This window comes from Pseudomonas sp. HLG18, assembly GCF_051903985.1.
Taxonomy (GTDB): Bacteria; Pseudomonadota; Gammaproteobacteria; order Pseudomonadales; family Pseudomonadaceae; genus Aquipseudomonas; species Aquipseudomonas fluorescens_BT.
The window spans coordinates 885,922-909,550 of record NZ_CP195831.1; the positions used below are offsets into that span (position 1 = coordinate 885,922).

At 61.2% G+C, this 23,629-nt stretch carries 20 protein-coding genes and 1 other RNA gene; 12 read left to right on the top strand and 9 right to left on the bottom strand.

Going from position 1 to position 23,629, the window contains the following annotated elements:
* The first annotated feature begins 62 nt into the window (after window positions 1-62).
* The 4 genes from ligA (at window position 63) to ACSPX5_RS04205 (ending at window position 6,053) form a co-directional block, all read left to right on the top strand.
* The gene (gene ligA / locus ACSPX5_RS04190) at window positions 63-2,420 is read left to right on the top strand and encodes an NAD-dependent DNA ligase LigA (protein ID WP_169429578.1); all 2,358 of its coding nucleotides are present in this window, start codon (window positions 63-65) and stop codon (window positions 2,418-2,420) included.
* Between the two features lie 68 nt (window positions 2,421-2,488).
* Entirely contained in the window at window positions 2,489-3,655 is a 1,167-nt protein-coding gene (locus tag ACSPX5_RS04195) for a zinc-binding metallopeptidase family protein (protein ID WP_439820993.1), read from the top strand.
* 111 nt (window positions 3,656-3,766) lie between these two features.
* Window positions 3,767-3,863, top strand: an RNA gene (ffs, locus tag ACSPX5_RS04200) — signal recognition particle sRNA small type.
* Between the two features lie 231 nt (window positions 3,864-4,094).
* On the top strand, window positions 4,095-6,053 hold the full coding sequence (locus tag ACSPX5_RS04205; protein ID WP_439820994.1) for a hypothetical protein: 1,959 nt from the start codon (window positions 4,095-4,097) through the stop codon (window positions 6,051-6,053).
* A gap of 9 nt (window positions 6,054-6,062) precedes the next feature.
* Here the strand turns inward: ACSPX5_RS04205 and ACSPX5_RS04210 are convergent, their stop codons facing one another.
* Window positions 6,063-6,812: a substrate-binding periplasmic protein gene (locus ACSPX5_RS04210; protein WP_169429581.1), complete on the bottom strand. Its 750-nt coding sequence runs from the start codon at window positions 6,810-6,812 to the stop codon at window positions 6,063-6,065.
* Between the two features lie 145 nt (window positions 6,813-6,957).
* On the opposite strand from ACSPX5_RS04210, the gene dnaX reads away from it, so the two are divergent.
* From dnaX to ACSPX5_RS04235, 5 genes are all read left to right on the top strand, one after another.
* Window positions 6,958-9,042 carry a DNA polymerase III subunit gamma/tau gene (gene dnaX / locus ACSPX5_RS04215; RefSeq protein ID WP_323161658.1) on the top strand — a complete coding sequence of 695 codons (2,085 nt, stop codon included), beginning with the start codon at window positions 6,958-6,960 and terminating at the stop codon, window positions 9,040-9,042.
* 67 nt (window positions 9,043-9,109) lie between these two features.
* Window positions 9,110-9,448 carry a YbaB/EbfC family nucleoid-associated protein gene (locus ACSPX5_RS04220; RefSeq protein WP_007951650.1) on the top strand — a complete coding sequence of 113 codons (339 nt, stop codon included), beginning with the start codon at window positions 9,110-9,112 and terminating at the stop codon, window positions 9,446-9,448.
* Window positions 9,449-9,710: 262 nt separating this feature from the next.
* Window positions 9,711-10,745 (top strand): NADP-dependent oxidoreductase, encoded by a 1,035-nt coding sequence (locus tag ACSPX5_RS04225; protein WP_323161659.1) that lies wholly within the window; start codon window positions 9,711-9,713, stop codon window positions 10,743-10,745.
* Window positions 10,746-10,811: 66 nt separating this feature from the next.
* A complete protein-coding gene (gene recR, locus ACSPX5_RS04230; protein WP_085711931.1) occupies window positions 10,812-11,414 on the top strand; it encodes a recombination mediator RecR in 603 nt (200 codons plus the stop codon).
* A gap of 71 nt (window positions 11,415-11,485) precedes the next feature.
* Complete coding sequence (locus ACSPX5_RS04235; RefSeq protein WP_439820995.1) at window positions 11,486-12,634, top strand: acyl-CoA dehydrogenase family protein; 1,149 nt, start codon at window positions 11,486-11,488, stop codon at window positions 12,632-12,634.
* A 127-nt stretch (window positions 12,635-12,761) separates the two neighbouring features.
* Here ACSPX5_RS04235 and ACSPX5_RS04240 read toward each other — a convergent pair whose 3' ends face one another.
* Together ACSPX5_RS04240 and fnr are read right to left on the bottom strand one after the other, a co-directional pair.
* A complete protein-coding gene (locus ACSPX5_RS04240) occupies window positions 12,762-13,310 on the bottom strand; it encodes an adenine phosphoribosyltransferase (RefSeq protein ID WP_003223345.1) in 549 nt (182 codons plus the stop codon).
* A gap of 78 nt (window positions 13,311-13,388) precedes the next feature.
* On the bottom strand, window positions 13,389-14,123 hold the full coding sequence (fnr, locus tag ACSPX5_RS04245) for a fumarate/nitrate reduction transcriptional regulator Fnr (RefSeq protein WP_007951654.1): 735 nt from the start codon (window positions 14,121-14,123) through the stop codon (window positions 13,389-13,391).
* A gap of 146 nt (window positions 14,124-14,269) precedes the next feature.
* Here fnr and ACSPX5_RS04250 point away from each other — a divergent pair, with 146 nt between their 5' ends.
* Window positions 14,270-14,752, top strand: coding sequence for a hypothetical protein (locus tag ACSPX5_RS04250; RefSeq protein WP_439820996.1), 483 nt, complete (start codon window positions 14,270-14,272; stop codon window positions 14,750-14,752).
* Here ACSPX5_RS04250 and hemN read toward each other — a convergent pair.
* From hemN to ccoG, 6 genes are all read right to left on the bottom strand, one after another.
* On the bottom strand, window positions 14,749-16,131 hold the full coding sequence (gene hemN, locus ACSPX5_RS04255) for an oxygen-independent coproporphyrinogen III oxidase (protein WP_011333280.1): 1,383 nt from the start codon (window positions 16,129-16,131) through the stop codon (window positions 14,749-14,751). The genes ACSPX5_RS04250 and hemN overlap by 4 nt on opposite strands.
* 198 nt (window positions 16,132-16,329) lie before the next feature.
* Window positions 16,330-17,013 carry a sulfite exporter TauE/SafE family protein gene (locus tag ACSPX5_RS04260; RefSeq protein WP_169429587.1) on the bottom strand — a complete coding sequence of 228 codons (684 nt, stop codon included), beginning with the start codon at window positions 17,011-17,013 and terminating at the stop codon, window positions 16,330-16,332.
* On the bottom strand, window positions 17,006-17,218 hold the full coding sequence (gene ccoS / locus ACSPX5_RS04265; RefSeq protein WP_007951659.1) for a cbb3-type cytochrome oxidase assembly protein CcoS: 213 nt from the start codon (window positions 17,216-17,218) through the stop codon (window positions 17,006-17,008). Before ccoS ends, ACSPX5_RS04260 begins: the two co-directional genes overlap by 8 nt.
* Before the next feature lie 22 nt (window positions 17,219-17,240).
* Entirely contained in the window at window positions 17,241-19,691 is a 2,451-nt protein-coding gene (locus ACSPX5_RS04270) for a heavy metal translocating P-type ATPase (RefSeq protein WP_439820997.1), read from the bottom strand.
* A gap of 201 nt (window positions 19,692-19,892) precedes the next feature.
* The gene (locus ACSPX5_RS04275) at window positions 19,893-20,432 is read right to left on the bottom strand and encodes a FixH family protein (RefSeq protein WP_169429589.1); all 540 of its coding nucleotides are present in this window, start codon (window positions 20,430-20,432) and stop codon (window positions 19,893-19,895) included.
* A gap of 11 nt (window positions 20,433-20,443) precedes the next feature.
* Complete coding sequence (gene ccoG, locus ACSPX5_RS04280) at window positions 20,444-21,859, bottom strand: cytochrome c oxidase accessory protein CcoG (protein ID WP_169429590.1); 1,416 nt, start codon at window positions 21,857-21,859, stop codon at window positions 20,444-20,446.
* A gap of 463 nt (window positions 21,860-22,322) precedes the next feature.
* On the opposite strand from ccoG, the gene ACSPX5_RS04285 reads away from it, so the two are divergent.
* Together ACSPX5_RS04285 and ACSPX5_RS04290 are read left to right on the top strand one after the other, a co-directional pair.
* Window positions 22,323-23,330, top strand: a complete 1,008-nt coding sequence (locus ACSPX5_RS04285) for a metallophosphoesterase family protein (protein WP_439820998.1) — start codon at window positions 22,323-22,325, stop codon at window positions 23,328-23,330.
* A gap of 65 nt (window positions 23,331-23,395) precedes the next feature.
* Entirely contained in the window at window positions 23,396-23,620 is a 225-nt protein-coding gene (locus ACSPX5_RS04290; protein ID WP_439820999.1) for a hypothetical protein, read from the top strand.
* The last annotated feature ends 9 nt before the right edge of the window (window positions 23,621-23,629 follow it).

A 23,629-nucleotide genomic window follows, 5' to 3' on the forward strand; every position in this document is an offset into this window, starting at 1 on the left:
AGGCAATCGGCAAAATAGATTGAGCAGCCTCGGCTGCTCTTTTGCTTTATGAGAGAACACCCATGACTGCCGCCAAAGACCGCATTCTAGAGCTGCGCGCTGAACTCGATCAGCACAACTACCGTTACCACGTCCTCGATGAACCGAGCATTCCGGATGCCGAGTACGACCGGTTGTTCCATGAGCTCAAGGCACTTGAAGCGGCCAACCCGGAACTGATCACCAGCGACTCGCCGACCCAGCGCGTCGGCAGCGTGGCGTTGACCGCGTTCACCCAGGTGCGTCACGAAGTACCCATGCTCAGCCTCGGCAACGCTTTCGAAGAAACCGACATGCGTGAGTTCGATCGCCGGGTGACCGAAGGTCTGGACCTGCCGGCCGGCGACCTGTTCGGCGGTGGCGCGGCGGTGGAATACAGCTGCGAGCCGAAGCTCGATGGCCTGGCGGTCAGCCTGCTGTATCAGGACGGCTTGCTGGTGCGCGGCGCCACCCGTGGCGACGGCACCACCGGCGAAGACATCAGCGTCAACGTCCGCACCGTGCGCAACATCCCGCTGAAGCTGCACGGCACAGGCTGGCCGGCGACCCTGGAAGTGCGCGGCGAAGTGTTCATGTCCAAGGCCGGTTTCGAACGCCTCAACGCCTCGCAACTGGAAGTCGGCGGCAAGACCTTCGCCAACCCGCGCAATGCTGCCGCCGGCAGCCTGCGTCAGCTGGATTCGAAGATCACCGCCAACCGCCCGCTGGAATTCTGCTGCTACGGCATCGGACAGGTGTCCCACGATATTTCCGACACTCACATCGGCAACCTCAAGCAACTGCAAGCCTGGGGCCTGCCGATCAGCCACGAATTGAAACTGGCCAAGGGCATCGGTGAATGCCTGGATTATTACCGCGATATCGGTGAGCGCCGGAACGCGCTGGCTTATGAAATCGATGGCGTGGTGTTCAAGGTCAACAGCATTGCCGACCAGCGCGAACTGGGCTTTCGCGCACGTGAACCGCGCTGGGCCATTGCGCACAAATTCCCGGCGATGGAAGAACTCACCGAATTGCTCGACGTGGAATTCCAGGTCGGTCGTACCGGTGCTGTCACGCCTGTGGCGCGGTTGAAACCGGTCAAGGTGGCCGGCGTCACCGTGGCCAATGCCACGCTGCACAATATGGACGAAGTCGCCCGGCTGGGACTGATGATTGGCGACACAGTGATCATTCGCCGCGCCGGTGACGTGATTCCGCAAGTGGTGCAGGTGGTGACCGAGCGTCGTCCCGAAGATGCGCGGCCGGTGCAGATTCCCGAGAGCTGCCCGGTGTGCGGATCTCACGTCGAGCGCACGCAACTGGTCAAGCGCAGCAAGGGCAAGGAAACCATCAGCGAAGGTGCGGTGTATCGCTGCGTCGGCCGACTGGCCTGCGGTGCGCAACTCAAGCAGGCGATCATTCACTTCGTCTCCCGTCGGGCGATGGACATCGAAGGGCTTGGCGACAAGAGCGTCGAGCAACTGGTCGACGAAGGTCTGGTCAGTTCGCCGGCCGATCTCTACGCCCTGAAGTTCGACGACATCGTCGACCTGGAAGGCTTTGCAGAGGTGTCGAGCAACAAGTTGCTGGCCGCCATCGAAGACAGCAAGAAACCGGGGTTGGCGCGCTTCATTTATGCGCTGGGCATTCCGGATGTCGGCGAGGAGACGGCCAAGGTGCTGGCGCGTTCGCTGGGGTCGCTGGAGCGTGTTCAGCAAGCCTTGCCGCAAGTGCTGACGTACCTGCCGGACATCGGCCTGGAAGTGGCCCACGAGATTCACAGCTTCTTTGAGGATGCGCACAACCAGCAGGTGATCACCGAGTTGCTGGGTCACGGTTTGCAGATTCAGGATCAGGGTGAGCTGGGCGCCGAGTTTGCCGCCAGCACCACCCTGGGCGGCTTCCTCGACAAGCTGCACATTCCTTCGGTCGGGCCGGGCGGGGCGCAGAAGCTGGCGGACAAGTTCGAGTCGCTGGAAGGGGTGATGAACGCTGACTGGCTGGACATGCGCCAGGCATTGCCGGAGAAGCAGGCCAACTCGGTTCGCGAGTTTTTCGCCTTGCCCGAGCATCGTCAACTGGCTGAAGACGCCGAGAAGCAACTGCGCGCTTTTGGCATGCACTGGAAGAGCGAAAAGAAAGTCGTCGAAGGCCTGCCGCTGGCCGGGGAAACCTGGGTGTTGACCGGCAAGGTCGAGCTGATGAGCCGCGACGTCGCCAAGGAACACCTGGAAAGCCTTGGCGCCAAGGTCGCCGGCTCCGTGTCGGCCAAGACTCACTGTGTGGTGGCCGGGCCGGGTGCCGGGTCGAAACTGACCAAGGCCAACGAACTGGGCGTGAAAGTGATGGATGAAGAGGCGTTTATCGCGTTCCTGAAAGGGCACGGTATCTCCGCCTGACGCAACGCGCGGGAACGATCAACTCGCGGGAATGATCTAGTCTTGGCAAGCCCAAGGGAGAGATCGCCATGTACCGCTTTTTCGAGCAGCTCAGTTCCCGCATCGTCGCGCCGTTCATGGGCGAATCCTCGCGCAACAGCAAGGTCTGGCCGTGTCGTTGCGGCCAGTCGCTGTTCTTTCGCAACAGCCAGTGCCTGGCCTGCAACGCGGCGCTGGGTTATCAACCGGAACACAGTCGGCTGACGTCGCTGCAACCGGGGCCGCAGGAAGGCACCTGGATGCTGGACGTCGATCCCGAGGCCGGGCTGTTCCGGCGCTGCGCCAACCTCGATACCCCGGCGGCCTGCAACTGGCTGCTGCCCGCCAACGATCACGACACACTGTGCGCGGCCTGCGCTCTGAACCGCACCATCCCCGATCTTTCCGTCCCGGAAAACCCCGAACGCTGGCGCAAGGTGGAAATCGCCAAACGCCGACTGGTGGCGCAACTGATCAGCCTCGGCCTGCAGGTCATCCCGAAAACCGTCGATGAAGACACTGGTCTGGCGTTCGATTTCATCGGCGTCGATCTGCAAGGCAACGCGCCCATGACCGGCCATGCCAACGGCCTGATCACCCTCGACATCGCAGAAGCCGACGACGCCCACCGTGAGCGGGTCCGGGCGCAGATGCACGAGCCTTATCGCACGTTGCTCGGGCACTTTCGCCATGAGGTCGGGCATTACTACTGGGATCGGCTGATCGACAACGGCCCGTGGCTGGGTTCGTTCCGCAACCTGTTCGGCGACGAACGCGCCAGTTATGCCGAAGCGCTGGAGCGGCATTATCAACAGGGTGCGCCGGCGGACTGGTCGCAGCATTACGTCAGCGCCTACGCCACCATGCACCCGTGGGAAGACTGGGCGGAAACCTGGGCGCATTACCTGCACATGATGGACGCGGTAGACACGGCGCTGGGTTTCGGCATGAGCGCCCGGGAGATGGACCTGGATTACCAGCCGTTTCCGTCGAGTACGCTGTACGACCCTGAACATCCCGGCGGCACGGCGTTCCTGTCGTTCGTCAACGCGTGGATCGAACTGGCGGGCATGCTCAACGAACTGTCGCGCAGCATGGGCCAGCCGGATTTCTATCCCTTCGTCCTGCCGCCGGCGGCGATCGCCAAGCTGCACTTCATTCATCTGGTGATCCAGCAGGAGGGCGGCCGCGCGGACGAGGTGCTTCAGGCGCAATAGCAAGTGCTTGAAGCCCTTCATATTTTTAATCTGCAACCAGCGGTTGTAACTTCGTCTCAGATAGGTACAATGGCGCGGCTCGCCGACAGGTGAGTGTCGTTATGGTGACCCTATCGGTCCCCCCGCAACGATTACCCGTGAACCTGGTCAGAGCCGGAAGGCAGCAGCCACAGCGGGAACATTGTGTGCCGGGGTGTGGCTGGTAGGGTTACCACCTTAACGAACATCGAACGAATCGACACCGAACTGCATGGGTTTCGCCCACTGCGGTTTTTTTATGCCTGCGATTTGGCGGTTCGTACCCAACCCCCTGCTCGTGAGGGCGCCGACACGGGGTAATCATTTGCTCTTCAATCCCGCATACTCGCAGCCACCGAAATAAATGAAGAGTCTGGCCAGGATCGACCCAGCAAGGTCTGCGCCCTGGCCGCGAGGTTTTATGCTCCCGGAACATTCCGATCTATCCAGCCCTGTGTTCTTGCCCGTCACGGATGAAACCTGCGCGAACCTGTTGCAGGCGAGTGGCACCAAAGCCCTCGAAGCCCTGACCGATCCCGAGTTGGCGGCAGTGCTGGTCATCCAGAATCTGGTGCAGACGTCAGAGCAGGATCTCGGTGCAGCTGCGGCAGAGAAGATTCTGGCCAAGCTCTTGTCCTGGGCTGTCGAAAAACGTCAGTCATCGACTGCCGGTCTGCTGTCCGAGGCGCAGCGACTGTTCGACCCGCGCAAATTGTATTTCGGCCTGAAGGTCCTCAAACCTCTGAACCTGCGTTTTCTGCTTTGCGAAGAAGTGTCCGCACGCGACTATTTGTTGCCCGATGGTCAATGGGATTTCGAATACAAGGTTCGGCGCCATCGCCGTCATGACCCGTTCAGCCAGCCGATAGTGACGCCCCGGCACCGTGAGCGCTGGTTGAGCCCGGCCCAGGACAAACTGGTCAGAACCTTCCGCGCCAATCTGGACGAAGACCTGCACGTTCAAGGCTATGCAGGAATCGGCAAAAGCCATCTGCTGGTGGCGCTGCTGGAACATCTTCGCCCGGAAAAGACCCTGTTGCTGGCGCGCACTCCGGCCAAGCTGGAAGTCCTTCGCCAGCGCATGGTGGGGTCAAGCGAGAAGAAGGCCGGCAAGACCTTTCTGGCATTTGCACAGTCGCTGATGCTCGGTCGCAGGCTTCAGGCCGAGGGGGCAGCTCGAGTCCCGAGTCGGCAGGCGCTGGCACAGGAACTGAACATCTACGGTTTTCGCCACTACGACGGGCAGGCGACCCTTGAGCTCTGCCTCAAAGTGATCGAGCGCTACTGCCGTTTCCGCGACCACACTTTTTCCGCTAAGCATCTACCGCATTTCAACCAGCCGCTCTCGAGCGTGGATGCTCAGGTTCTGTTGGAGTATTCGAGCCGGGTGTGGGGCTACCTTGAGCTCAATCCGGCATGGGGCAGTCAGACCGGGTTCGAAGCGTTACTGATGATCAAGCGGGCCTGCATTGCCGGCTGCGCGGTGTCATCACGCTACACGCACGTGCTGATCGACGAGAGTCAGGACATTCCCGGGTCACTGTTACAGATCATCGAACGTGGCCGCCAAGTGTTGATCACCCTCGGCGACGAGTACCAACAGGCCAGCGGCGTGCCGGTCAAACGCCAGCGTGAGGTTCGCCAAAGCGATATCAGCTATTCCGTGCGCTCGGGCCGCAACGTCGAACGGCTGGTCAATCCGCTGATCGCCCGGCACTCGCAGAAGGGCAAGATTCCGTTCGAAGGCGCCAGTGATGCTGACGTCGTCATCAAGGAATATCCGGAAGGTTTCGTGCCATCCGAAGGTAGCGTCGTGCTGACGGCATCGCCCTGGGACACCATGATCTGGGCCATCCACCTGCACGATTCCAGCTGCAAGTTCAGATTCTCCGACAAGCGAACTCAGGATGATCTGAAGCATTTCATGGCCACGGCCATCGAACGGTTCAAGCCGGAGTTCTACCGCTCCGAATTCAGCGAAAATGGCGTGCACCCGTACTTCAGCGACCTGCCCGACTGGCAAGCCGTGTGCGACGCCAATCAGTTCGACGAGTCGTTTTTGCGGGTCAAGGCCAAGCTGGAAAACGGCTTCATGATTGCCGATCTGACGCGCCTGAACCGAATGATCGACAACGCCGGCAACAGTTGCCTGCTGATGCTGGCGGAGGAGGCGGGTGGCATGGAGTTCGACAAAGTGCTGCTGACCCCCGGCCTGCTGACAAACGAGAAATTCAAGGATGCCTACGCGTTCGATCAGCGGATCTGCGCCGTGTACATCGCCATCTCCCGCGCCAGGCTGAAGCTCTATGTGCCGTACGATGTGGTTGCGTGGGTCGAGTATCACGAATACCAGAAATTCCGCGATACGGCGGGGCATTGATGGTCTGGCTCACGGTTCGCCACCCGCGCTGCCGGTATACAACCGAATAATGTCATCAATCTCCCCCGACATTTTCATCCGCAGCAACGTCCTCAATATCCGCTGCACCGGCACATTCGGATCATTGCGCACATAGCAGCCGACCTGCTGCTCCTGCAACACCGCCACCGCTTGCAGCTGCTGTCCCGGCAGCAGGCGCTGGTTGAACCAGTCCAGGGTCCATTGATTGCTCACGGCGTAGCGGTAACGGCCAGCCAGCAGCTTGTCCAGGACCTGTTCCTGATTGCGCGCATCTTCGCGCCATAACCGGTCGGCGTCGAACAGTGGCTGAAGCGTGGGGTAGCTGTAACCGAGCACGGTGCCGATCGACTGACGGGGAAGGTCGGCCGGGTCGGACTGGGTCGGCAATCCCTGACGACTGATCAGCAGGTCGCGCTGGAAGAACAGCGGGATGCTCCAGATGTAATCGCCGGACAGGTTCGGCAACCAGGATTGTGCGGCATAGCAGCGCACGTCGACTTCGCCGTGTTCCATGGCGTTCTGCACCCGGGCGCGGGGCAGGACGTGAAATTGCGCCGGCACGCCGACCTGGGTCGCCAGGCTGAGCATCATGTCGTAGAGGATGCCCTGGGTCGGACGGCCACGTTCGATCTGCACCATCGGCATCGCCCAGCTGTCGGCAACGACGAAGCGCAGCGGCGGTTGCGACGCCATCGCGCTCAGGCTCAATCCCAGTAATGCCCCCACGGCCCACCGCATAAACGCTCCGGTAATTCCCGATCCCGAGCCGACAAAAGCCCTCGCCCATGCAGCTTAGCCAGAATAGACGAGCACACCGGATGCAATTTTGCCCTTGCTCCGCTAGCATTAGCCGCTTCTGCTTCCTTTGCCGCGACGGTTTTCGATGAGTTATCAGGTTCTTGCACGTAAATGGCGTCCGCGCTCGTTCCGCGAAATGGTCGGCCAGACCCATGTGCTCAAGGCTCTGATCAATGCCTTGGACAGCCAGCGCCTGCACCACGCCTACCTGTTCACCGGGACGCGGGGCGTCGGCAAGACCACGATTGCGCGGATCATCGCCAAATGCCTGAACTGTGAAACAGGTATCACTTCAAGCCCCTGCGGCGAGTGTTCGGTGTGCCGCGAGATCGATGAAGGCCGCTTCGTCGACCTGATCGAGATCGACGCCGCGAGCCGGACCAAGGTCGAGGACACCCGCGAGCTGCTCGACAACGTGCAGTACGCCCCGAGCCGCGGGCGCTTCAAGGTCTACCTGATCGACGAAGTGCACATGCTCTCCAGCCATTCCTTCAATGCGCTGCTCAAAACCCTCGAAGAGCCGCCGCCCTACGTCAAGTTCATCCTGGCGACCACCGACCCGCAGAAACTTCCGGCAACGATTTTGTCGCGATGCCTGCAGTTCTCCTTGAAGAACATGACGCCCGAGCGTGTGGTCGAGCATTTGACGCATGTCCTGACCGCCGAAAACGTACCGTTCGAAGACGACGCCCTGTGGCTGCTCGGCCGCGCGGCCGATGGTTCGATGCGCGACGCCATGAGCCTGACCGACCAGGCCATCGCCTTCGGTGAGGGCAAGGTTCTGGCCACCGACGTACGGGCGATGCTCGGCACGCTGGACCATGGTCAGGTCTATGACGTACTGCATTCCTTGATCGAGGGTGACGCCAGGGCGTTGCTCGAAGCCGTGCGTCATCTGGCCGAACAGGGGCCGGACTGGAACGGCGTGCTCTCGGAAATTCTCAATGTGCTGCACCGTGTCGCCATCGCCCAGGCGTTGCCGGAAGGTGTCGACAATGGCCACGGCGACCGTGACCGGGTGCTGGCACTGGCCCAGGCCCTGCCGGCCGAAGACGTGCAGTTCTACTACCAGATGGGCCTGATCGGTCGTCGTGACTTGCCGCTGGCGCCGGACCCGCGAGGCGGTTTCGAAATGGTGCTGCTGCGGATGCTGGCCTTCCGACCCGCAGACACGGCGGACGCCCCGAGGCAACCGCTAAAGCCAGTGGGAATCAGCCAGGCCACAGTTGATTCCGCAAACTCAGTGGCTGCCGCGCCGAAACCTGCGCCGGTAGTTGCTGCGGCTGTTGCGCCGGCTCCGGTGTCTGCACCTGTGCCAGCTCCCGAGCGCGCACCGGTTGCCCCGGTGATTGCGCCTGAACCCGTTCCTGAGCCAGAGCCAGAGCCCGAGCCGGTCGCCGCCGAAGAAGTCGTCGATCTGCCATGGAATGACCCGGTAGAGCCGGCGCCTGTGCAGCAGCCAGCGGTCGAGCCCGTGCTGGAAACCACCGCCGAACAACCGGACCTGCCGCCGATGCCGCTGCCGACCCCGGACAGCGCCGTGCCGGATGCCCCTGAATGGGCAGCTGCGCCGATCCCCGAGCCGTCAGTGGCCGAGGTCGATGCCGCCACGCCGGGCATGGACATGGACGACGAGCCGCCGCTCGACGAAGACTACATCGAGCCGGACATGGATTCGGCCTACAGTTACCTCGACGATCTGGCCAGCGAACACGCGGCCGATCCGGTGCCGGAGCCCGAGCCGGAACCTGCCGCCGCGCCGGCCACCGGTCTGGCGCTGCAATGGCTGGAGCTGTTCCCGCAACTGCCGATCTCCGGCATGACCGGTAGCATCGCCGCCAACTGCACGCTGATCGCGATCGATGGCGACAACTGGCTGATGCACCTGGACCCGGCCCACAGCGCCTTGTTCAACGCCACCCAGCAGCGTCGTCTGAACGATGCGCTGAACCAGTTCCACGGACGCACGCTGACCCTGACCATCGAGCTGATCAAGCCCGAGCAGGAAACCCCGGCCCAGGCCGCGTCCCGGCGCCGTGCGAACCGTCAGCGCGAGGCGGAGGAATCGATCCACGGCGATCCGTTCATCCAGCAGATGGTGCAGCAGTTCGGTGCGGTCGTGCGACACGATACTATTGAACCTGTCGACGCCCTGGTCAGTCAGGGCTAATAACTGAGGGCGTCCGGCCTGTGTGGCCGGGCGCTGTTTTGATCCAAGTACTTTTGAGGTGATTCCCATGATGAAAGGTGGCATGGCCGGCCTGATGAAGCAGGCGCAGCAGATGCAGGAAAAAATGGCCAAGATGCAGGAAGAGCTGGCCAACGCCGAAGTCACCGGCAAAGCCGGTGGCGATCTGGTCACCGTGGTGATGACCGGTCGTCATGACGTGAAGAAAGTCAGCATCGATCCGAGCGTACTGCCGGGCCTGGACGAAGATGACCGCGAAGTGGTCGAGGATCTGGTGGCCGCTGCCGTCAACGCCGCCGTGCGTCAGATCGAAGCCAACAGCCAGGCGAAAATGGGCAGCATGACCGCTGGCATGAACCTGCCGGCCGGTATGAAACTGCCGTTCTGATTCGCCTTGGCGGGTTGGATGAGCTACAAAAAATGCCAGGCATCGCGCCTGGCATTTTTGTTTCTGGCCGGTAGAGATGTGTTGGCTGTAATGACGCCTTCGCGAGCAAGCCCGCTCCCACATGGGATTGCATTTCAAATGTGGGAGCGGGCTTGCTCGCGAAAGCGTCAACACGATTTGCCGGAATAAACATCGAACACCCCACCGCCCCAAGGGTCTGCTTCCTATACCCTCGAATTCACCCTTCACAGGAGACGCTGACATGTCCGACCCTCTGACCCTCAATCAACGCTTCGTGCTGGCCTCGCGGCCGGTGGGCGCGCCGACGCCCGAGAACTTCCGTCTGGAGCGTGAGGCGCTGCCTGACCTTGAAGACGGCCAGGTGTTGCTCAAGACCCTGTACCTGTCGCTCGATCCCTACATGCGCGGACGCATGAGTGATGCGCCGTCCTACGCGGCGCCGGTACAAATCGGCGAGGTCATGACCGGCGGGGCTGTCAGCCGGGTCGAACAGTCGCGTCATCCGAAATTCCACCCTGGCGATCTGGTCGTCGGCGCCACCGGCTGGCAAAGCCACAGCATCAGCGACGGCCGCAACATCATCCCGATCCCGTCCGGCCTGCCGAGCCCGTCGATGGCGCTCGGTGTGCTGGGCATGCCCGGCATGACCGCGTACATGGGACTGATGGACATCGGCCAGCCGAAAGAGGGCGAAACCCTGGTGGTTGCCGCTGCGTCCGGCGCAGTGGGCTCGGTGGTCGGCCAGGTCGCCAAGATCAAAGGCCTGCGCGCCGTTGGCGTGGCTGGTGGAGCCGAGAAATGCAAGTACGTGGTCGAGGAACTGGGCTTCGACGCCTGTGTCGATCACAAGGCGCCGGACTTCGCCGAGCAGTTGGCCAAAGCCTGCCCGAAAGGCATCGATATCTACTATGAAAACGTCGGCGGCCATGTCTTCGATGCCGTCGTCCCGCTGCTCAATCCCAAGGCACGGATCCCTCTGTGTGGCCTGATTGCCGGTTACAACGCAATGGAAGCGCCGAAAGGCCCGGATCGCTTGCCTGCCTTGCAACGCACCTTGCTGACCAAGCGCGTACGGATTCAGGGCTTTATTGTGTTCGACGATTACGGTGACCGTCAGCCGGAATTCATCAGCGCCATGGTGCCGTGGGTGCGCGATGGCAAGGTCAAATTCCGCGAAGACGTGGTCGAGGGCCTGGAGCAGGCACCGCAAGCGTTTATCGGGCTGCTGGAGGGGCGCAACTTCGGCAAACTGGTGGTGAAGGTCGCCCAGGACTGAGGATTTGACGCTGGCCGGAGGCGCGGGTATAAACCGCGTCTCGTTGTTTTGTCGGACTTTTTCCCCATGAGCTTCAGCCCTTTGATTCGCCAACTGATCGACGCCCTGCGAATTCTGCCGGGCGTGGGTCAGAAAACTGCCCAACGTATGGCGTTGCAGTTGCTCGAACGTGACCGCAGCGGCGGCACGCGCCTGGCCCAGGCCTTGAGTCAGGCCATGGAAGGGGTCGGACACTGCCGCCAGTGCCGCACGCTGACCGAAGACGATCTGTGCCCGCAATGCGCCGATACGCGCCGTGACGACACGCTGTTGTGCGTGGTGGAAGGGCCGATGGATGTCTACGCGGTCGAGCAGACCGGATTCCGTGGCCGTTACTTCGTGCTCAAGGGGCATCTGTCGCCGCTGGACGGGCTCGGCCCGGAGGCCATCGGTATTCCGCAGTTGATGGCACGGATCGAAGAGGCGGGCACTTTTACCGAAGTCATCCTCGCCACCAACCCGACCGTGGAAGGTGAAGCCACTGCGCACTACATTGCCCAGTTGCTCAACAACAAAGGTTTGATCGCCTCGCGCATCGCTCACGGCGTGCCGCTGGGCGGTGAACTGGAGCTGGTGGACGGCGGCACGCTGGCCCACTCGTTTGCCGGGCGCAAGCCGATTTCCCTCTGAACCCCACAATCCTGTTGAAAACCAAGCAAGCGCTCGGTTAAGTTCGGCGAACCCTTCCATGGAGTTCGCCGATGCCCGCCTTCCAGGAATACTTCGACCTCAGCCACCAAATGGTCCGCGACAGCGTCAGACGTTTCGTCGAGCGCGAGATCCTGCCGGACATCGATGCGTGGGAGGAAGCCGAAAGCTTCCCCCGTGAGCTGTATCTAAAGGCCGGTGCAGCCGGCATCCTCGGCATCGGTTATCCCGAAGCACTGGGCGGCAGTCACGAGGGTGACCTGTTCGCCAAGATCGCCGCCAGCGAAGAACTGATGCGCTGTGGCTCCGGCGGGCTGGTGGCCGGACTCGGCTCGCTCGACATCGGTTTGCCGCCGATCGTCAAATGGGCCCGGCCCGAAGTGCGTGACCGCGTCGTGCCTCTGGTACTCAGTGGCGAGAAGATCAGCGCCCTGGCGGTGACCGAGCCGGGCGGCGGTTCCGATGTCGCCAACCTGCAGACCCGCGCCGTACGCGATGGCGATCATTACCGGGTCAGCGGCAGCAAAACCTTTATCACCAGCGGCGTGCGCGCCGACTTCTACACCGTCGCGGTGCGTACCGGCGCGCCCGGTTTTGGCGGTATCAGCCTGTTGTTGATCGAGAAGGGCACACCCGGTTTCACCGTCGGCCGGCAACTGAAGAAAATGGGCTGGTGGGCGTCGGACACGGCTGAATTGTTCTTCGACGATTGCCGGGTGCCTGTAGGAAACCTGATCGGCGTTGAAAACATGGGATTCGCCTGCATCATGGGCAACTTCCAGAGCGAGCGTCTGGCCTTGGCGCTGATGGCCAACATGACCGCGCAACTGGCACTGGAAGAGAGTTTGAAGTGGGCGAAGGAGCGTGAGGCGTTCGGCAAACCCATCGGCAAGTTCCAGGTGATCAAGCATCGCCTCGCGGAAATGGCCACGGCGCTGGAGGTCTCACGGGAGTTCACCTACCGGCAGGCGGCGAAGATGGCGGCGGGGCAGAGCGTGATCAAGGAAATCTCCATGGCCAAAAACTTCGCCACGGATACCTCGGACCGCATCACCACCGAAGCAGTGCAGATTCTTGGCGGGTTGGGTTATATGCGCGAAAGTCTGGTGGAGCGGCTGTATCGGGATAACCGCATCCTGTCGATTGGCGGCGGGACGCGGGAAGTGATGAACGAGATCATCAGCAAGCAGATGGGACTTTAGATTTTGCAGTGAGGCTGGTGGCCCTTTCGCGAGCAAGCCCGCTCCCACATTCGATCGTGTTCCATCAGGGGAATACGGTCGAATGTGGGAGCGGGCTTGCTCGCGAAGGCGTAATGGCAGGCGCCGCTTACTTGTCGGTCAACGCAAACTGCGTCAGGCAGAACGTCGGAATTCCCATGTCCTCAAGACGCTGCGAACCACCCAGCTCCGGCAGATCGATGATCGCCGCCGCTTCATGAACGCGGGCGCCCATGCGGCGGATCAGGTTGGCCGCTGCGATCAGCGTGCCGCCGGTGGCGATCAGATCATCGAACATCACCACCGAATCGCCTTCGCACAGGCTGTCGGCGTGCACTTCCAGAAACGCTTCGCCGTACTCGGTCGCGTAACCTTCGGCCAGCACGTCCGCCGGCAGCTTGCCTTGCTTGCGGAACAGCACCAGCGGCTTGTTCAACTGATAGGCCAGCACCGAACCGATCAGAAAACCACGCGCATCCATCGCGCCGATGTGGGTGAAGTCGGCTTCCACGTACCGGTGGGCGAAGCTGTCCATCACCAGGCGCAAAGCCTTGGGCGACTGGAACAGCGGCGTGATGTCGCGAAAGATCACGCCCGGTTTCGGGAAATCGATCACAGGGCGGATCAGGGATTTGATGTCGAAGGAGTCGAAGACCATCGTCGAGGTGTCCTGGCAGGGCTGCAAACGGCGCAGTATACCCGCGGCTGAAACGATACGCTCGGCCGCGGGGCGAGATCAGACTTCGAGCGAGCCGCCGGCCAGGGCGCAGAGCTGGATCGGGTCGAGGATATGGATTTCCTTGCCTTCGGCGGCGATCAGTTCGTTCTGCTGGAAGCGGGTGAAGACCCGGGACACGGTTTCCACCGCCAGCCCCAGGTAGTTGCCGATTTCATTGCGCGACATGCTCAGGCGGAACTGGTTGGCCGAGAACCCGCGAGCGCGGAAGCGTGCAGACAGGTTGACCAGGAACGTGGCGATGCGCTCGTCGGCGGTTTTCTTCGACAGCAGCAACATCATTTGCTGATCATCGCGGATTTCCCGGCTCATCACGCGCATCAACTGACGGCGCAGCTGCGGCAATTGCAGGGCCAGTTCGTCGAGGCGTTCGAACGGAATTTCACAAACCGAAGTGGTTTCCAGCGCCTGGGCGGAAACCGGGTGTTTCTCGGTGTCCATGCCGGACAGGCCGACCAGTTCGCTCGGCAGGTGGAAGCCGGTCAGTTGTTCTTCGCCGGTGTCGCTCAGGCTGAAGGTCTTCAGGGCGCCGGAGCGTACTGCATAAACGGAATCGAAGGTGTCGCCCTGGCGGAACAGGAACTCACCCTTTTTCAACGGGCGGCCACGTTTAACGATTTCGTCCAGCGCATCCATGTCTTCCAGATTCAGCGAAAGTGGCAGGCAGAGAGGGGCCAGGCTGCAATCCTTGCAATTAGCCTGGTTATGAGCGCGCAGTTTAACTGGCTCGGACATTTCTTAAATCCTTGTGGGAAAACACACATAAGGCGTAAGGGTAACCCAGCGGAGGACATTCAGGCCAGCGATTGCCTGCACGGCATAAAGCTGCAGGGACGACGGCCGATAAACAGGTATCTGACGGCTTGCAAGGAACCGCTTCGATGACTGCTATTGGTACGCTGCCCCCCGGTAACAACGGCGTTGCGTCGTTGCCGGAAAGTGCAGAGACCGCCCTCGGCCATAAGGCCGGCACAGATGAAGCATCATTGGGAACCCCGACCTTGGTCGAGGGCGTCAAAGTGTCGCTGTCCGGTGTCGCCATTGAAAAATCCGCCGGTGCCGGCGGGAAAAACCGTGATATCGAGGAAAGCGGTTTGCCGGAAAACGTTCAGCAATTGCTGAAGATGATTCACAAGTTACGCCAGCAGATCGCCGAGAAGAACGCCCAGATCAACGCGCTGATGGCCAGCAAGACCCTCTCCAGCGAAGAGCGATTCGCGAAAATCTCGGCTCTCAAAGGCGCCATCTCTGCCCTCAACAACGGCCTGATCACCGCCAACCTGTCCCTGGCCAAGGTCATCGGCCAGTCGGGCCTGACCTCGGACCAGAACCTGAAAACCAACGCCTTGCTGATGAAAGGTTAAATCACCCGCGAGAACCGCTGACGGTTCTGCTGTTCCAGGTACGCATCGAACACCATGCACACCGAACGCACCAGCAATCGGCCGGCCGGCAGCACGGTGATGCGCTCGCGATCCAGTTCGATCAGCCCGTCCTGCGCCATGCCCTGTAATTGCGGCCAGAGCGCGCCGAAGTAACCCTGAAAATCGATGTTGAAACTGCGCTCGATCTCGGCGAAATCCAGGCTGAAGTTGCAGATCAGTTGCTGAATCACTGCGCGGCGCAGGCGGTCGTCGGCATTGCACACCAAGCCACGACTGGTGGCCAGTTGTGCGCCCGCGAGGGTGTTCTGGTAGTGATTGAGATCGCTGCTGTTCTGACAGTACAGGTCGCCGATCTGACTGATCGCCGACACGCCCAGACCGATCAGGTCGCAATGACCATGGGTGGTGTAGCCCTGGAAGTTGCGTTGCAGGGTCGATTCTTCCTGGGCAATCGCCAGCTCATCGTCGGGCAGGGCGAAGTGGTCCATGCCGATGTAGCGGTAGCCGGCAGCAGTCAGTTGTTCGATGGTGCGTTGCAGCATTTCCAGCTTTTGCGCCGGGCTCGGCAGTTCGTTGCCGTTGATCCGCCGCTGCGGCATGAAGCGTTCCGGCAGGTGCGCGTAGTTGAACACCGAGAGCCGGTCCGGTTGCAGGCTGATGACTTCCTCGACGGTGCGGGCGAAGTTGTCCGGCGTCTGTTTGGGCAAACCGTAGATCAGGTCGATGTTGATCGAGCGAAATTGCAGGGTACGCGCCGCGTCGATTACCGCGCGGGTTTCTTCCAGGCTTTGCAGGCGATTGACCGCCCGCTGCACCGCCGGGTCGAGATCCTGCAGACCGATACTGACCCGGTTGAAGCCCAGCTCACGCAGCAGGCCCATGGTCGACCAGTCGGCTTCGCGCGGGTCGATCTCGATGCCGTAATCGCCGGAGTCGTCATCCAGCAGATTGAAATGCTTGCGCAGGTGCGCCATCAGTTGCCGCAATTCATCGTGGCTGAGAAAGGTCGGCGTGCCGCCACCGAAGTGCAGTTGCTCGACTTTCTGCGCCGGGTCGAGGTGGCAGGCGATCAGCTGGATTTCCTGCTCGAGCCGTTGCAGATACGGCAGTGCGCGGCCGCGATCCTTGGTGATGACCTTGTTGCAGGCGCAGTAGTAGCAAATGTTCGCGCAGAACGGCACGTGCACGTACAGCGACAGCGGGCGCAGGGCCTTGCGGCTGTCGCGCAGGGCGTGAAACAGGTCGAAGGTGCCGACCTGACTGTGAAATTGCACGGCCGTCGGGTACGAGGTGTAGCGCGGCCCCGCCAGGTCGTAGCGGCGGATCAAATCGGTGTCCCAACGAATGGCGTCGAGCATGCGGGCATTCCCCCGGATAGGCTGGCAGTGTGCCGAGTCTAGGGGGGAGCGCGAAAAGGCATCTTGATTTGCATCAACGGGGAGGATTTGTATAAGTCATGCGGCCCCATCGCGAGCAGGCTCGCTCCCACGGGGGATTTCTGGTGCTCACTCGATCAATGTGGGAGCGAGCCTGCTCGCGAAGGTCGCACCGCCGATTTAATGGCCCATCAACCAGTGTTGGTGCGGCCCCGGCAGGGTCCAGATGCCGAACAGGATCACCAGCAGACCGCCGGCCATGCGCACGCTGCGTTTGCGCAACAGCGCCGTGACCCGCTCGGCTGCCAGCCCGGTGGCGAGCAACACCGGCCAGGTACCGAGCCCGAAGGCGAGCATCAACAATGCGCTGTCGACCGCATTGCCCTGGCTGGCCGACCACAGCAATGTGCTGTAAACCAGACCGCAGGGCAGCCAGCCCCACAGTGCGCCAAGCAGCAGGGCGCGGGGCAGGCTCGACACCGGCAGCAAGCGGTTGGCCACCGGTTGAATGTAACGCCATAGTCCGCGACCCAGGCTTTCGATGCGGGTCAGACCGCTCCACCAGCCCGCCAGATACAGGCCCATGGCGATCAGCAGCAACCCGGCCAAAACCCGCATGAACAGCGCGGCGGGACTGTTGGCCACCGCCCAGCCGGCCAGCCCGATCAGCAGACCGGCCGTGGCATAGCTGAGGATTCGTCCGAGGTTGTAGGCCAGCAGCAATCGAAAGCGTCGGCTGCGTTGTTCCTTGGGAATCGCCAGGGTCAGCGCGCCCATCAAGCCGCCGCACATGCCCAGGCAATGGCCGCCACCGAGCAGGCCGAGAATCAACGCAGACACCAGCAGCGGCGCCAGTTCAAGCATGGGGTGGCGCCTTGTCGTCCGGTTTGGCGGGGTTGGCTTCGTCCACAGCGGCGGTGTGGTTCGGGTCCTGGTCGTCGAACAGGATGCTGTGGGCCGGACCGTCGAGGTCGTCGTACTGGCCGCTGTCCACCGCCCAGAAGAAGATGTAGACGGCGATGGCCACGATCAGCAGTGCGGCCGGGATCATCACGTAGAGAGCTGGCATCTGTACTCCATGCCCGTGCGGCTCAGGCCGGCAGCGGGCGGGTTTCTGACGTGGTATTGACGGCCGGCGCACTCGGCAGGCGAGTCAGGCGCAGGGCGTTGAGCACCACGGTCAGCGAACTGATCGACATGCCGACAGCGGCCCACACTGGCGTGATCCAGCCGAGGGCGGCGAACGGCAACATGAGGCCATTGTACAGCGCGGCCCACAACAGGTTCTCGATGATCACCCGACGGGTGCGGCGGGCCAGCGTGAAGGCCTGTACCAGCGCGTCGAGGCGATTGGACAGGAGCACCGCATCGGCACTGGTTTTCGCCAGATCGGTGGCCGAGCCCATGGCCACGCTGATGTCCGCGGCAGCCAATACCGGCACGTCGTTGACCCCGTCGCCGAGCATCAACACCTTGCGGCCGGCCTTGTGCAGTTGTTGCAGCACTTGCAGCTTGTCGTCCGGACGCAAACCGCCCCGGGCCTCATCGATGCCCAGTTCGGCAGCGACACTGGCAACCATCGGCGAACTGTCACCCGACAGCAGCAGCGTGCGCCAGCCGCGGGCCTTGCACGCGGCGAGCAGCGCGGGGGCGTCGGTGCGCAGACGATCATCGAGGACGAACCAGGCCAACGGTCCCTGAGCGTCACCGAGCAACAACCATTGGCCCGGTTCGTCGGGCATTGATGGTACGGGCGTGCCGCTGAGATCACAGACAAAATCAGCCTGCCCAATGCGCAAACGCTGTTCTGCGACCAGGCCTTCAAGCCCGAGCCCCGGTGTGCTGTGAACCTCTTCGGCGGCCAGCGGCGCCCGGCCGAAGGCCCGGGCAATCGGGTGTTCCGAACGGTTCTCCAGCGCAGCGGCCAGGCTCAGGCACCGATCACTGTCGAGGGCGCCGAGCGGACGGATCGAACGCAGCACCAGTCGGCCCTCAGTGAGGGTGCCGGTCTTGTCGAAAATCACCGTGTCGATCTGGTTCAGGCCTTCCAGCACATGGCCGCGTGTCAACAGCAGGCCGAGTTTGTGCAGGGTGCCGGTGGCGGCGGTGAGTGCGGTCGGCGTTGCCAGTGACAATGCGCATGGGCAAGTGGCAACCAGCATCGCCAGAACGATCCAGAACGCTCGCGAAGAATCCAGTTCCCACCACAGCAGGCCGATGGCGGCCGCCGCAATCAACGACAGCAACAGAAACCATTGAGCGGCGCGGTCGGCGATTTCCGCCAGCCGTGGTTTCTCTGCCTGAGCGCGATCCAGCAAACGCACGATGGCCGACAGCCGCGTGTCCTGGCCGAGCGCCTGCACTTCAACAGTCAGCGCACCTTCTACGTTCAGCGTGCCGGCGGTGACGGCATCGCCCGGTGTGCGCGGTTGCGGCAGGTATTCGCCGGTCAGCAGCGATTCATCGATGCTCGACTGACCGTCGAGGATCTTGCCGTCCGCCGGCAGCACCGAGCCGGGCTGCACCAGTACGCGGTCGCCAAGACGCAGCTCGCTGAGCAGGATGCGTTCACTGTGGCCGGCGTCGTCGAGGCGCAGGCACGAGGCGGGCAACAGATTGACCAGTTGCGCGGTGGCAGCGGCGGTGCGTTCCCGGGCGCGGCGTTCGAGGTAGCGTCCGGCGAGCAGGAACAGCGCGAACATCCCGACTGCGTCGAAATACAGCTCGCCGACCCCGGTGATCGAGGTCCAGATCCCGGCGATATAAGCCGCGCCGATGGCCAGCGAGACCGAAACGTCCATGGTCAGATGACGAGTGCGCAGATCGCGCATGGCCCCTTTGAAAAACGGCGCGCAGCTGTAGAACACAATCGGCGTGGTGAGGAACAGCGCGACCCAGCGCAGGATCGTGTGCAGCTCCGGGCTGAGGTCGATGTTGAATTCCGGCCATGTCGCCATGGTCGCCATCATCGCCTGGAACCACAGTAGCCCGGCAACACCGAGCTGGCGCAGGGCCAGGCGGTTTTCACTGGCCAGTTGTTCGCTGGCGCGGTCGGCCTGATACGGGTGCGCGACGTAGCCGATGTGGCGCAGTTCGCCGAGGATCTGGCTCAGCGGCAACTGAGCGTCAGCCCAGCGCACATGCAGGCGATGATTGGACAGGTTCAGCCGCGCCTCGGCCACGGCGGGCAGGGTGCGCAGGTGTTTCTCGATCAGCCAGCCGCACGCGGCGCAACTGATGCCTTCCATCAGCAGCGTGGTTTCCGCCAGCTCACCTTCGTGGCGCACGAAAGGTTGCTGCACGTCGGCGCGGTCGTACAGCGCCAGCTCGTCCACCAGTTGCACCGGCAGCGTCTCGGGGTTGGCCGAGGCTTCGCTGCGGTGCTGGTAATAGCTTTCCAGTCCACCGGCGACGATGGCTTCGGCCACGGCCTGACAGCCGGGGCAGCAGAACTCGCGGGATTCCCCGAGCACGACAGCGGTGAAGCGGCTGCCGGACGGGGCGGGCAGGGCGCAGTGGTAGCAGGGGATGGGGGTGGTCATGGCATTGTCGAGGGGATAAACCCTTGGAATCGAGTGGTCCGCTTGCCCTCACCCCAGCCCTCTCCCGGAGGGAGAGGGGGCCGATTGATGTGAGCCGGAAAAATGGGTTCAGTCAGCACAATCGTCACTGGCGAATATCAAGTCTGCAAACACCCGAGATCAGTTCCCTCTCCAGGGGGAGAGGGGGCACTTGCAGGCTGCTTACTTCTTCAGGTCTTCAGCACCCTGCAGCGGCTCGTCGCCCAATAACAAATCCTTGTCATGACTGACCAGCTCTTCCTCGAACATCCGCCACACGTGATCGTCCTGAGTACCCAGCAACTCAACAAAACGTCGGCCTTCGATCTTGTCGCTCAACTGGCCGATGTACCGACCGGTTTCAGTCTCGCTGCGAGCCAGGACGATCTTGCGATCCTTGTCCGGCTGGGTCGGCGAGATCAGGTTCAGTTCCAGGGTTTTCGGCTGGCTGTCGCCGCTCAGGCGCAGGTCGACTTCGCCGGTGACGTCATCCAGGTGCACGGCAGCGCGCATCTTCAGGGTCTGCGCCAGCAGTTCACGGTCCAGCGAACGGTTGATGCCCTTGCCGGCCTCGTAGTAGTTGTCGTTGACCAGGTTGTCCGGGTTGTTCACCGCGATGGTCACCATGGACAGGGTCAGGGTCACCGAGCAGGCCAGAATCCCGATGATGATCCACGGCCAGAGATGCTTGTACCAGGGGCTTGCGGCGTTTGCTGCGGGCATGTTCAGTTCTCTCAACGATTCTGTGGGCCGATGAACCGGCTCTTGGCTTCTACGTGGACGCTGTCGTCATCGGCATCCTTGAGGATGAATTTCACCTCGTTGGTGCTCGACGGCAGTTGTTCGGGCGCACTCGACAGTTCGACCGGCATGCTGAAGATTTCCCCGGCCGGCACTTTGATCTCGCGCTTGCCTTGCAGGCGCAGATCCGGCAAACCGGCGGCTTCCAGCACATACGTGTGGTCGCGCTGATCCTTGTTCATGATCTTCAGGCTATAGACGTTTTCGATCCGGCCTTCGGCGTTTTCGCGGTACAGCACGCGGTCCTTGCTGACGTCGAAACCGACCAGCGAACGCATGAAGAACGCCGTCACCAGCAAGCTGATCATCGCCAGCAGCACCACGGCATAACCGATCAGGCGCGGACGCAGTTTATGGGTTTTCTGCCCGGACAGGTTGTGTTCGGTGGTGTAGCTGATCAGCCCGCGCGGGTAGTCCATCTTGTCCATGATGCTGTCGCAGGCATCGATGCACGCGGCGCAGCCAATGCACTCGATCTGCAGGCCGTCGCGGATGTCGATGCCGGTCGGGCAGACCTGGACGCACATGGTGCAGTCGATGCAATCGCCCAGGCCCTGGGCCTTGTAATCGACGCCTTTCTTGCGCGGGCCACGGCTTTCGCCGCGACGCGGGTCGTAGGAGACGATCAGGGTGTCCTTGTCGAACATCACGCTCTGGAAGCGCGCATACGGGCACATGTAGATGCACACCTGCTCACGCAGCCAGCCGGCGTTGCCGTAGGTGGCGAGGGTGAAGAAGCCGACCCAGAAATACGACCAGCCATCGGCTTGCCCTGTGAAGAAGTCGAACACCAGTTCGCGGATCGGCGAGAAATAGCCGACGAAGGTCATGCCGGTGACGAAACCGATCAGCAGCCACATGGCGTGCTTGGCGAACTTGCGCAGGAACTTGTTGGCGCTCATCGGCGCCTTGTCGAGTTTGATGCGCTGGTTGCGGTCGCCTTCGGTGACCTTTTCGCACCACATGAAAATCCATGTCCACACGCTTTGCGGACAGGTATAGCCGCACCAGACCCGGCCGGCATACACGGTGATGAAGAACAGGCCGAACGCCGCGATGATCAGCAGCCCGGAAAGCAGAATGAAATCCTGCGGCCAGAACGTGGCGCCGAAGATGAAGAACTTGCGCTCCGGCAGGTTCCACCACACGGCCTGGTGGCCGCCCCAGTTCAACCACACCGTACCGAAGTACAGCAGGAACAGCGCCGTTCCACCCATCATCCGCAGATTGCGGAACAGGCCGGTGAAAGCACGGGTGTAGATTTTTTCTCGAGAGGCGTAAAGGTCGACGCTGTTGTTCGCGTTCTTGCTGGGTGGCGTGACGTCGTGTACCGGAATCTGGTTGCTCATCATTGCATCCCACGGCAGTGGAAAAATGCCTCGGTCGATACGTGCCGGCCGGGGTCAGAAAGGGTGTTGCGGTGGCGCAATGATACGCCTGTGATGCCGACGAACAGGTGCGACCTTTGGTCGCGTTGGGCAAAATCAATTGATGGTGTAATGACTTGAATCAATTGACTTGTAAGGGATTACCCTTTTTTGCCCGGCTATGACTGAGTCTAGGCGATCCGTCGCCGTTGCGCTGCCTGGTGATCTGCGTGGCTGAAAATCGGCTCGTTGCTGTCCGGTTGTCCAGACTTCGAGAAACAGGGATGAAGTAAGAAGTTTTGGTTTCTGTTAGTTGTATGTCTGAAACAAGTTTATTTAATTGTCTGTGTTGTGTGCTTTGAAAGGTTTCGTTTAATCGAATATGTTTGCGGCTGGCGATATTCAGTTGCCAGTTCGTATTCGAGTTAAATGGAGTTTCAAGGTTATGGCTTTCAATGGAGTTGTAAGTTTTCTGCTGGGTGTCTGTTTGTTTTCTTCTGTTACTTTGGCTCATGCCGTTGAGGGCATGCCACGGCATATGGTGTTCGCGTCCGATACGCAATATCCATGGACCGACAAGACTGACAGCGGAGAGCCGGAATCCGATGCGGACTTCGAAAAACGTGCCAAGTGGCTGGTTGACAGCCAGTTGGGCAGTATTGCCGAGTTTCGAAATGCCCACGGGGGGCAGGCGGCAGTCCCGTTGATGATCAATGGTGACATGACCGCTTTCGGTCACGGTTGGCAGCGCTCGTATATGAAGTCGGCCCTGCAGAAGTACTTCAAGGACGATTATCTATATGGTTTGGGTAATCATGATTATGAGAATAACGTGGACGACTGTTTCAGCAATAGTTGTGCGGCGGGCAGTGTTGTCGAGTTCAATGAACATCATAAGGGTAAGGTGGATAACTTTGATCTCAAGGTGACGGGGGCTTTTCTGGGTGTTCGCTATTCGGGCAGTCTCGCCTACTCGAAAAGCATCGGCGAAGTTCACCTTGTGCAGCTTAATAATGAACCCACCTACACCACGAAGATCGCTCATGCATTGAATCCGACAACCTTCAATATCACCAGCGCACTGGACTGGCTGGAAAACGATTTGAGGGTGGCGAGAGCCCAGGGTTACGCGATCATCATCAACATGCACAAGTGGGATGACTGGCAGGGAGACTGGCAACAGGAGCAACGCTTTCTGGACATGGTCGAAAAGTATCAAGTCACCGCCATCTTTGCAGGTCATTACCATAGGCGAGGGGGTGGCAAGCGCTGGATGGGTCAGGTGCCGATGTTTCTCAGCGGCGCAACGTCCCAGCAGACGTACCTGACCGCCAGCTTCTCAGGTGATCGCAAGCAGTTACAGGTCAACCTGATCGAGAACAATGACTGGAAAAACCCGCGTTTTGTGCACTCGGTTCCGGTGAAGTCCATCTGGTCCAATCGGCCTGAGTAATGTCCGGTTCACCGCCTTCATTGGTTTTATCCGGAGCACCGGACTTTATTCAAGGATGACAATGTATGAACAAAAGCACTCTCAAGGCACTTGGCGTTACTCAGGAAGCAATTGATGCACTGAACGTCGTTCTCAATAGCGCCATTCCGGGCGTCTCCGTTGCCGCCGCGCACTTGAAAGCGGCGCTGGCAGCGCTTGAGTCGGCCGACGCTGCAGAGCAGACGAAGGAGCCGGCCAGACAACACAAACCTTCGGGCCTGGACAGTCTTGGCGCAGGCAATATTCTTTGAATCAATAGA

Coding starts and splice junctions, on each gene's coding strand:
- ACSPX5_RS04285 (WP_439820998.1), top strand. CDS start 22,323: ATGGCTTTCAATGGAGTTGTAAGTTTTCTGCTGGGTGTCTGTTTGTTT.
- ACSPX5_RS04270 (WP_439820997.1), bottom strand. CDS start 19,691: ATGACCACCCCCATCCCCTGCTACCACTGCGCCCTGCCCGCCCCGTCC.
- ACSPX5_RS04250 (WP_439820996.1), top strand. CDS start 14,270: ATGACTGCTATTGGTACGCTGCCCCCCGGTAACAACGGCGTTGCGTCG.
- recR (WP_085711931.1), top strand. CDS start 10,812: ATGAGCTTCAGCCCTTTGATTCGCCAACTGATCGACGCCCTGCGAATT.
- hemN (WP_011333280.1), bottom strand. CDS start 16,131: ATGCTCGACGCCATTCGTTGGGACACCGATTTGATCCGCCGCTACGAC.
- ACSPX5_RS04225 (WP_323161659.1), top strand. CDS start 9,711: ATGTCCGACCCTCTGACCCTCAATCAACGCTTCGTGCTGGCCTCGCGG.
- ACSPX5_RS04210 (WP_169429581.1), bottom strand. CDS start 6,812: ATGCGGTGGGCCGTGGGGGCATTACTGGGATTGAGCCTGAGCGCGATG.
- ligA (WP_169429578.1), top strand. CDS start 63: ATGACTGCCGCCAAAGACCGCATTCTAGAGCTGCGCGCTGAACTCGAT.
- dnaX (WP_323161658.1), top strand. CDS start 6,958: ATGAGTTATCAGGTTCTTGCACGTAAATGGCGTCCGCGCTCGTTCCGC.
- ACSPX5_RS04290 (WP_439820999.1), top strand. CDS start 23,396: ATGAACAAAAGCACTCTCAAGGCACTTGGCGTTACTCAGGAAGCAATT.
- fnr (WP_007951654.1), bottom strand. CDS start 14,123: ATGTCCGAGCCAGTTAAACTGCGCGCTCATAACCAGGCTAATTGCAAG.
- ccoG (WP_169429590.1), bottom strand. CDS start 21,859: ATGAGCAACCAGATTCCGGTACACGACGTCACGCCACCCAGCAAGAAC.
- ACSPX5_RS04235 (WP_439820995.1), top strand. CDS start 11,486: ATGCCCGCCTTCCAGGAATACTTCGACCTCAGCCACCAAATGGTCCGC.
- ACSPX5_RS04275 (WP_169429589.1), bottom strand. CDS start 20,432: ATGCCCGCAGCAAACGCCGCAAGCCCCTGGTACAAGCATCTCTGGCCG.
- ACSPX5_RS04195 (WP_439820993.1), top strand. CDS start 2,489: ATGTACCGCTTTTTCGAGCAGCTCAGTTCCCGCATCGTCGCGCCGTTC.
- ACSPX5_RS04240 (WP_003223345.1), bottom strand. CDS start 13,310: ATGGTCTTCGACTCCTTCGACATCAAATCCCTGATCCGCCCTGTGATC.
- ACSPX5_RS04220 (WP_007951650.1), top strand. CDS start 9,110: ATGATGAAAGGTGGCATGGCCGGCCTGATGAAGCAGGCGCAGCAGATG.
- ccoS (WP_007951659.1), bottom strand. CDS start 17,218: ATGCCAGCTCTCTACGTGATGATCCCGGCCGCACTGCTGATCGTGGCC.
- ACSPX5_RS04260 (WP_169429587.1), bottom strand. CDS start 17,013: ATGCTTGAACTGGCGCCGCTGCTGGTGTCTGCGTTGATTCTCGGCCTG.
- ACSPX5_RS04205 (WP_439820994.1), top strand. CDS start 4,095: ATGCTCCCGGAACATTCCGATCTATCCAGCCCTGTGTTCTTGCCCGTC.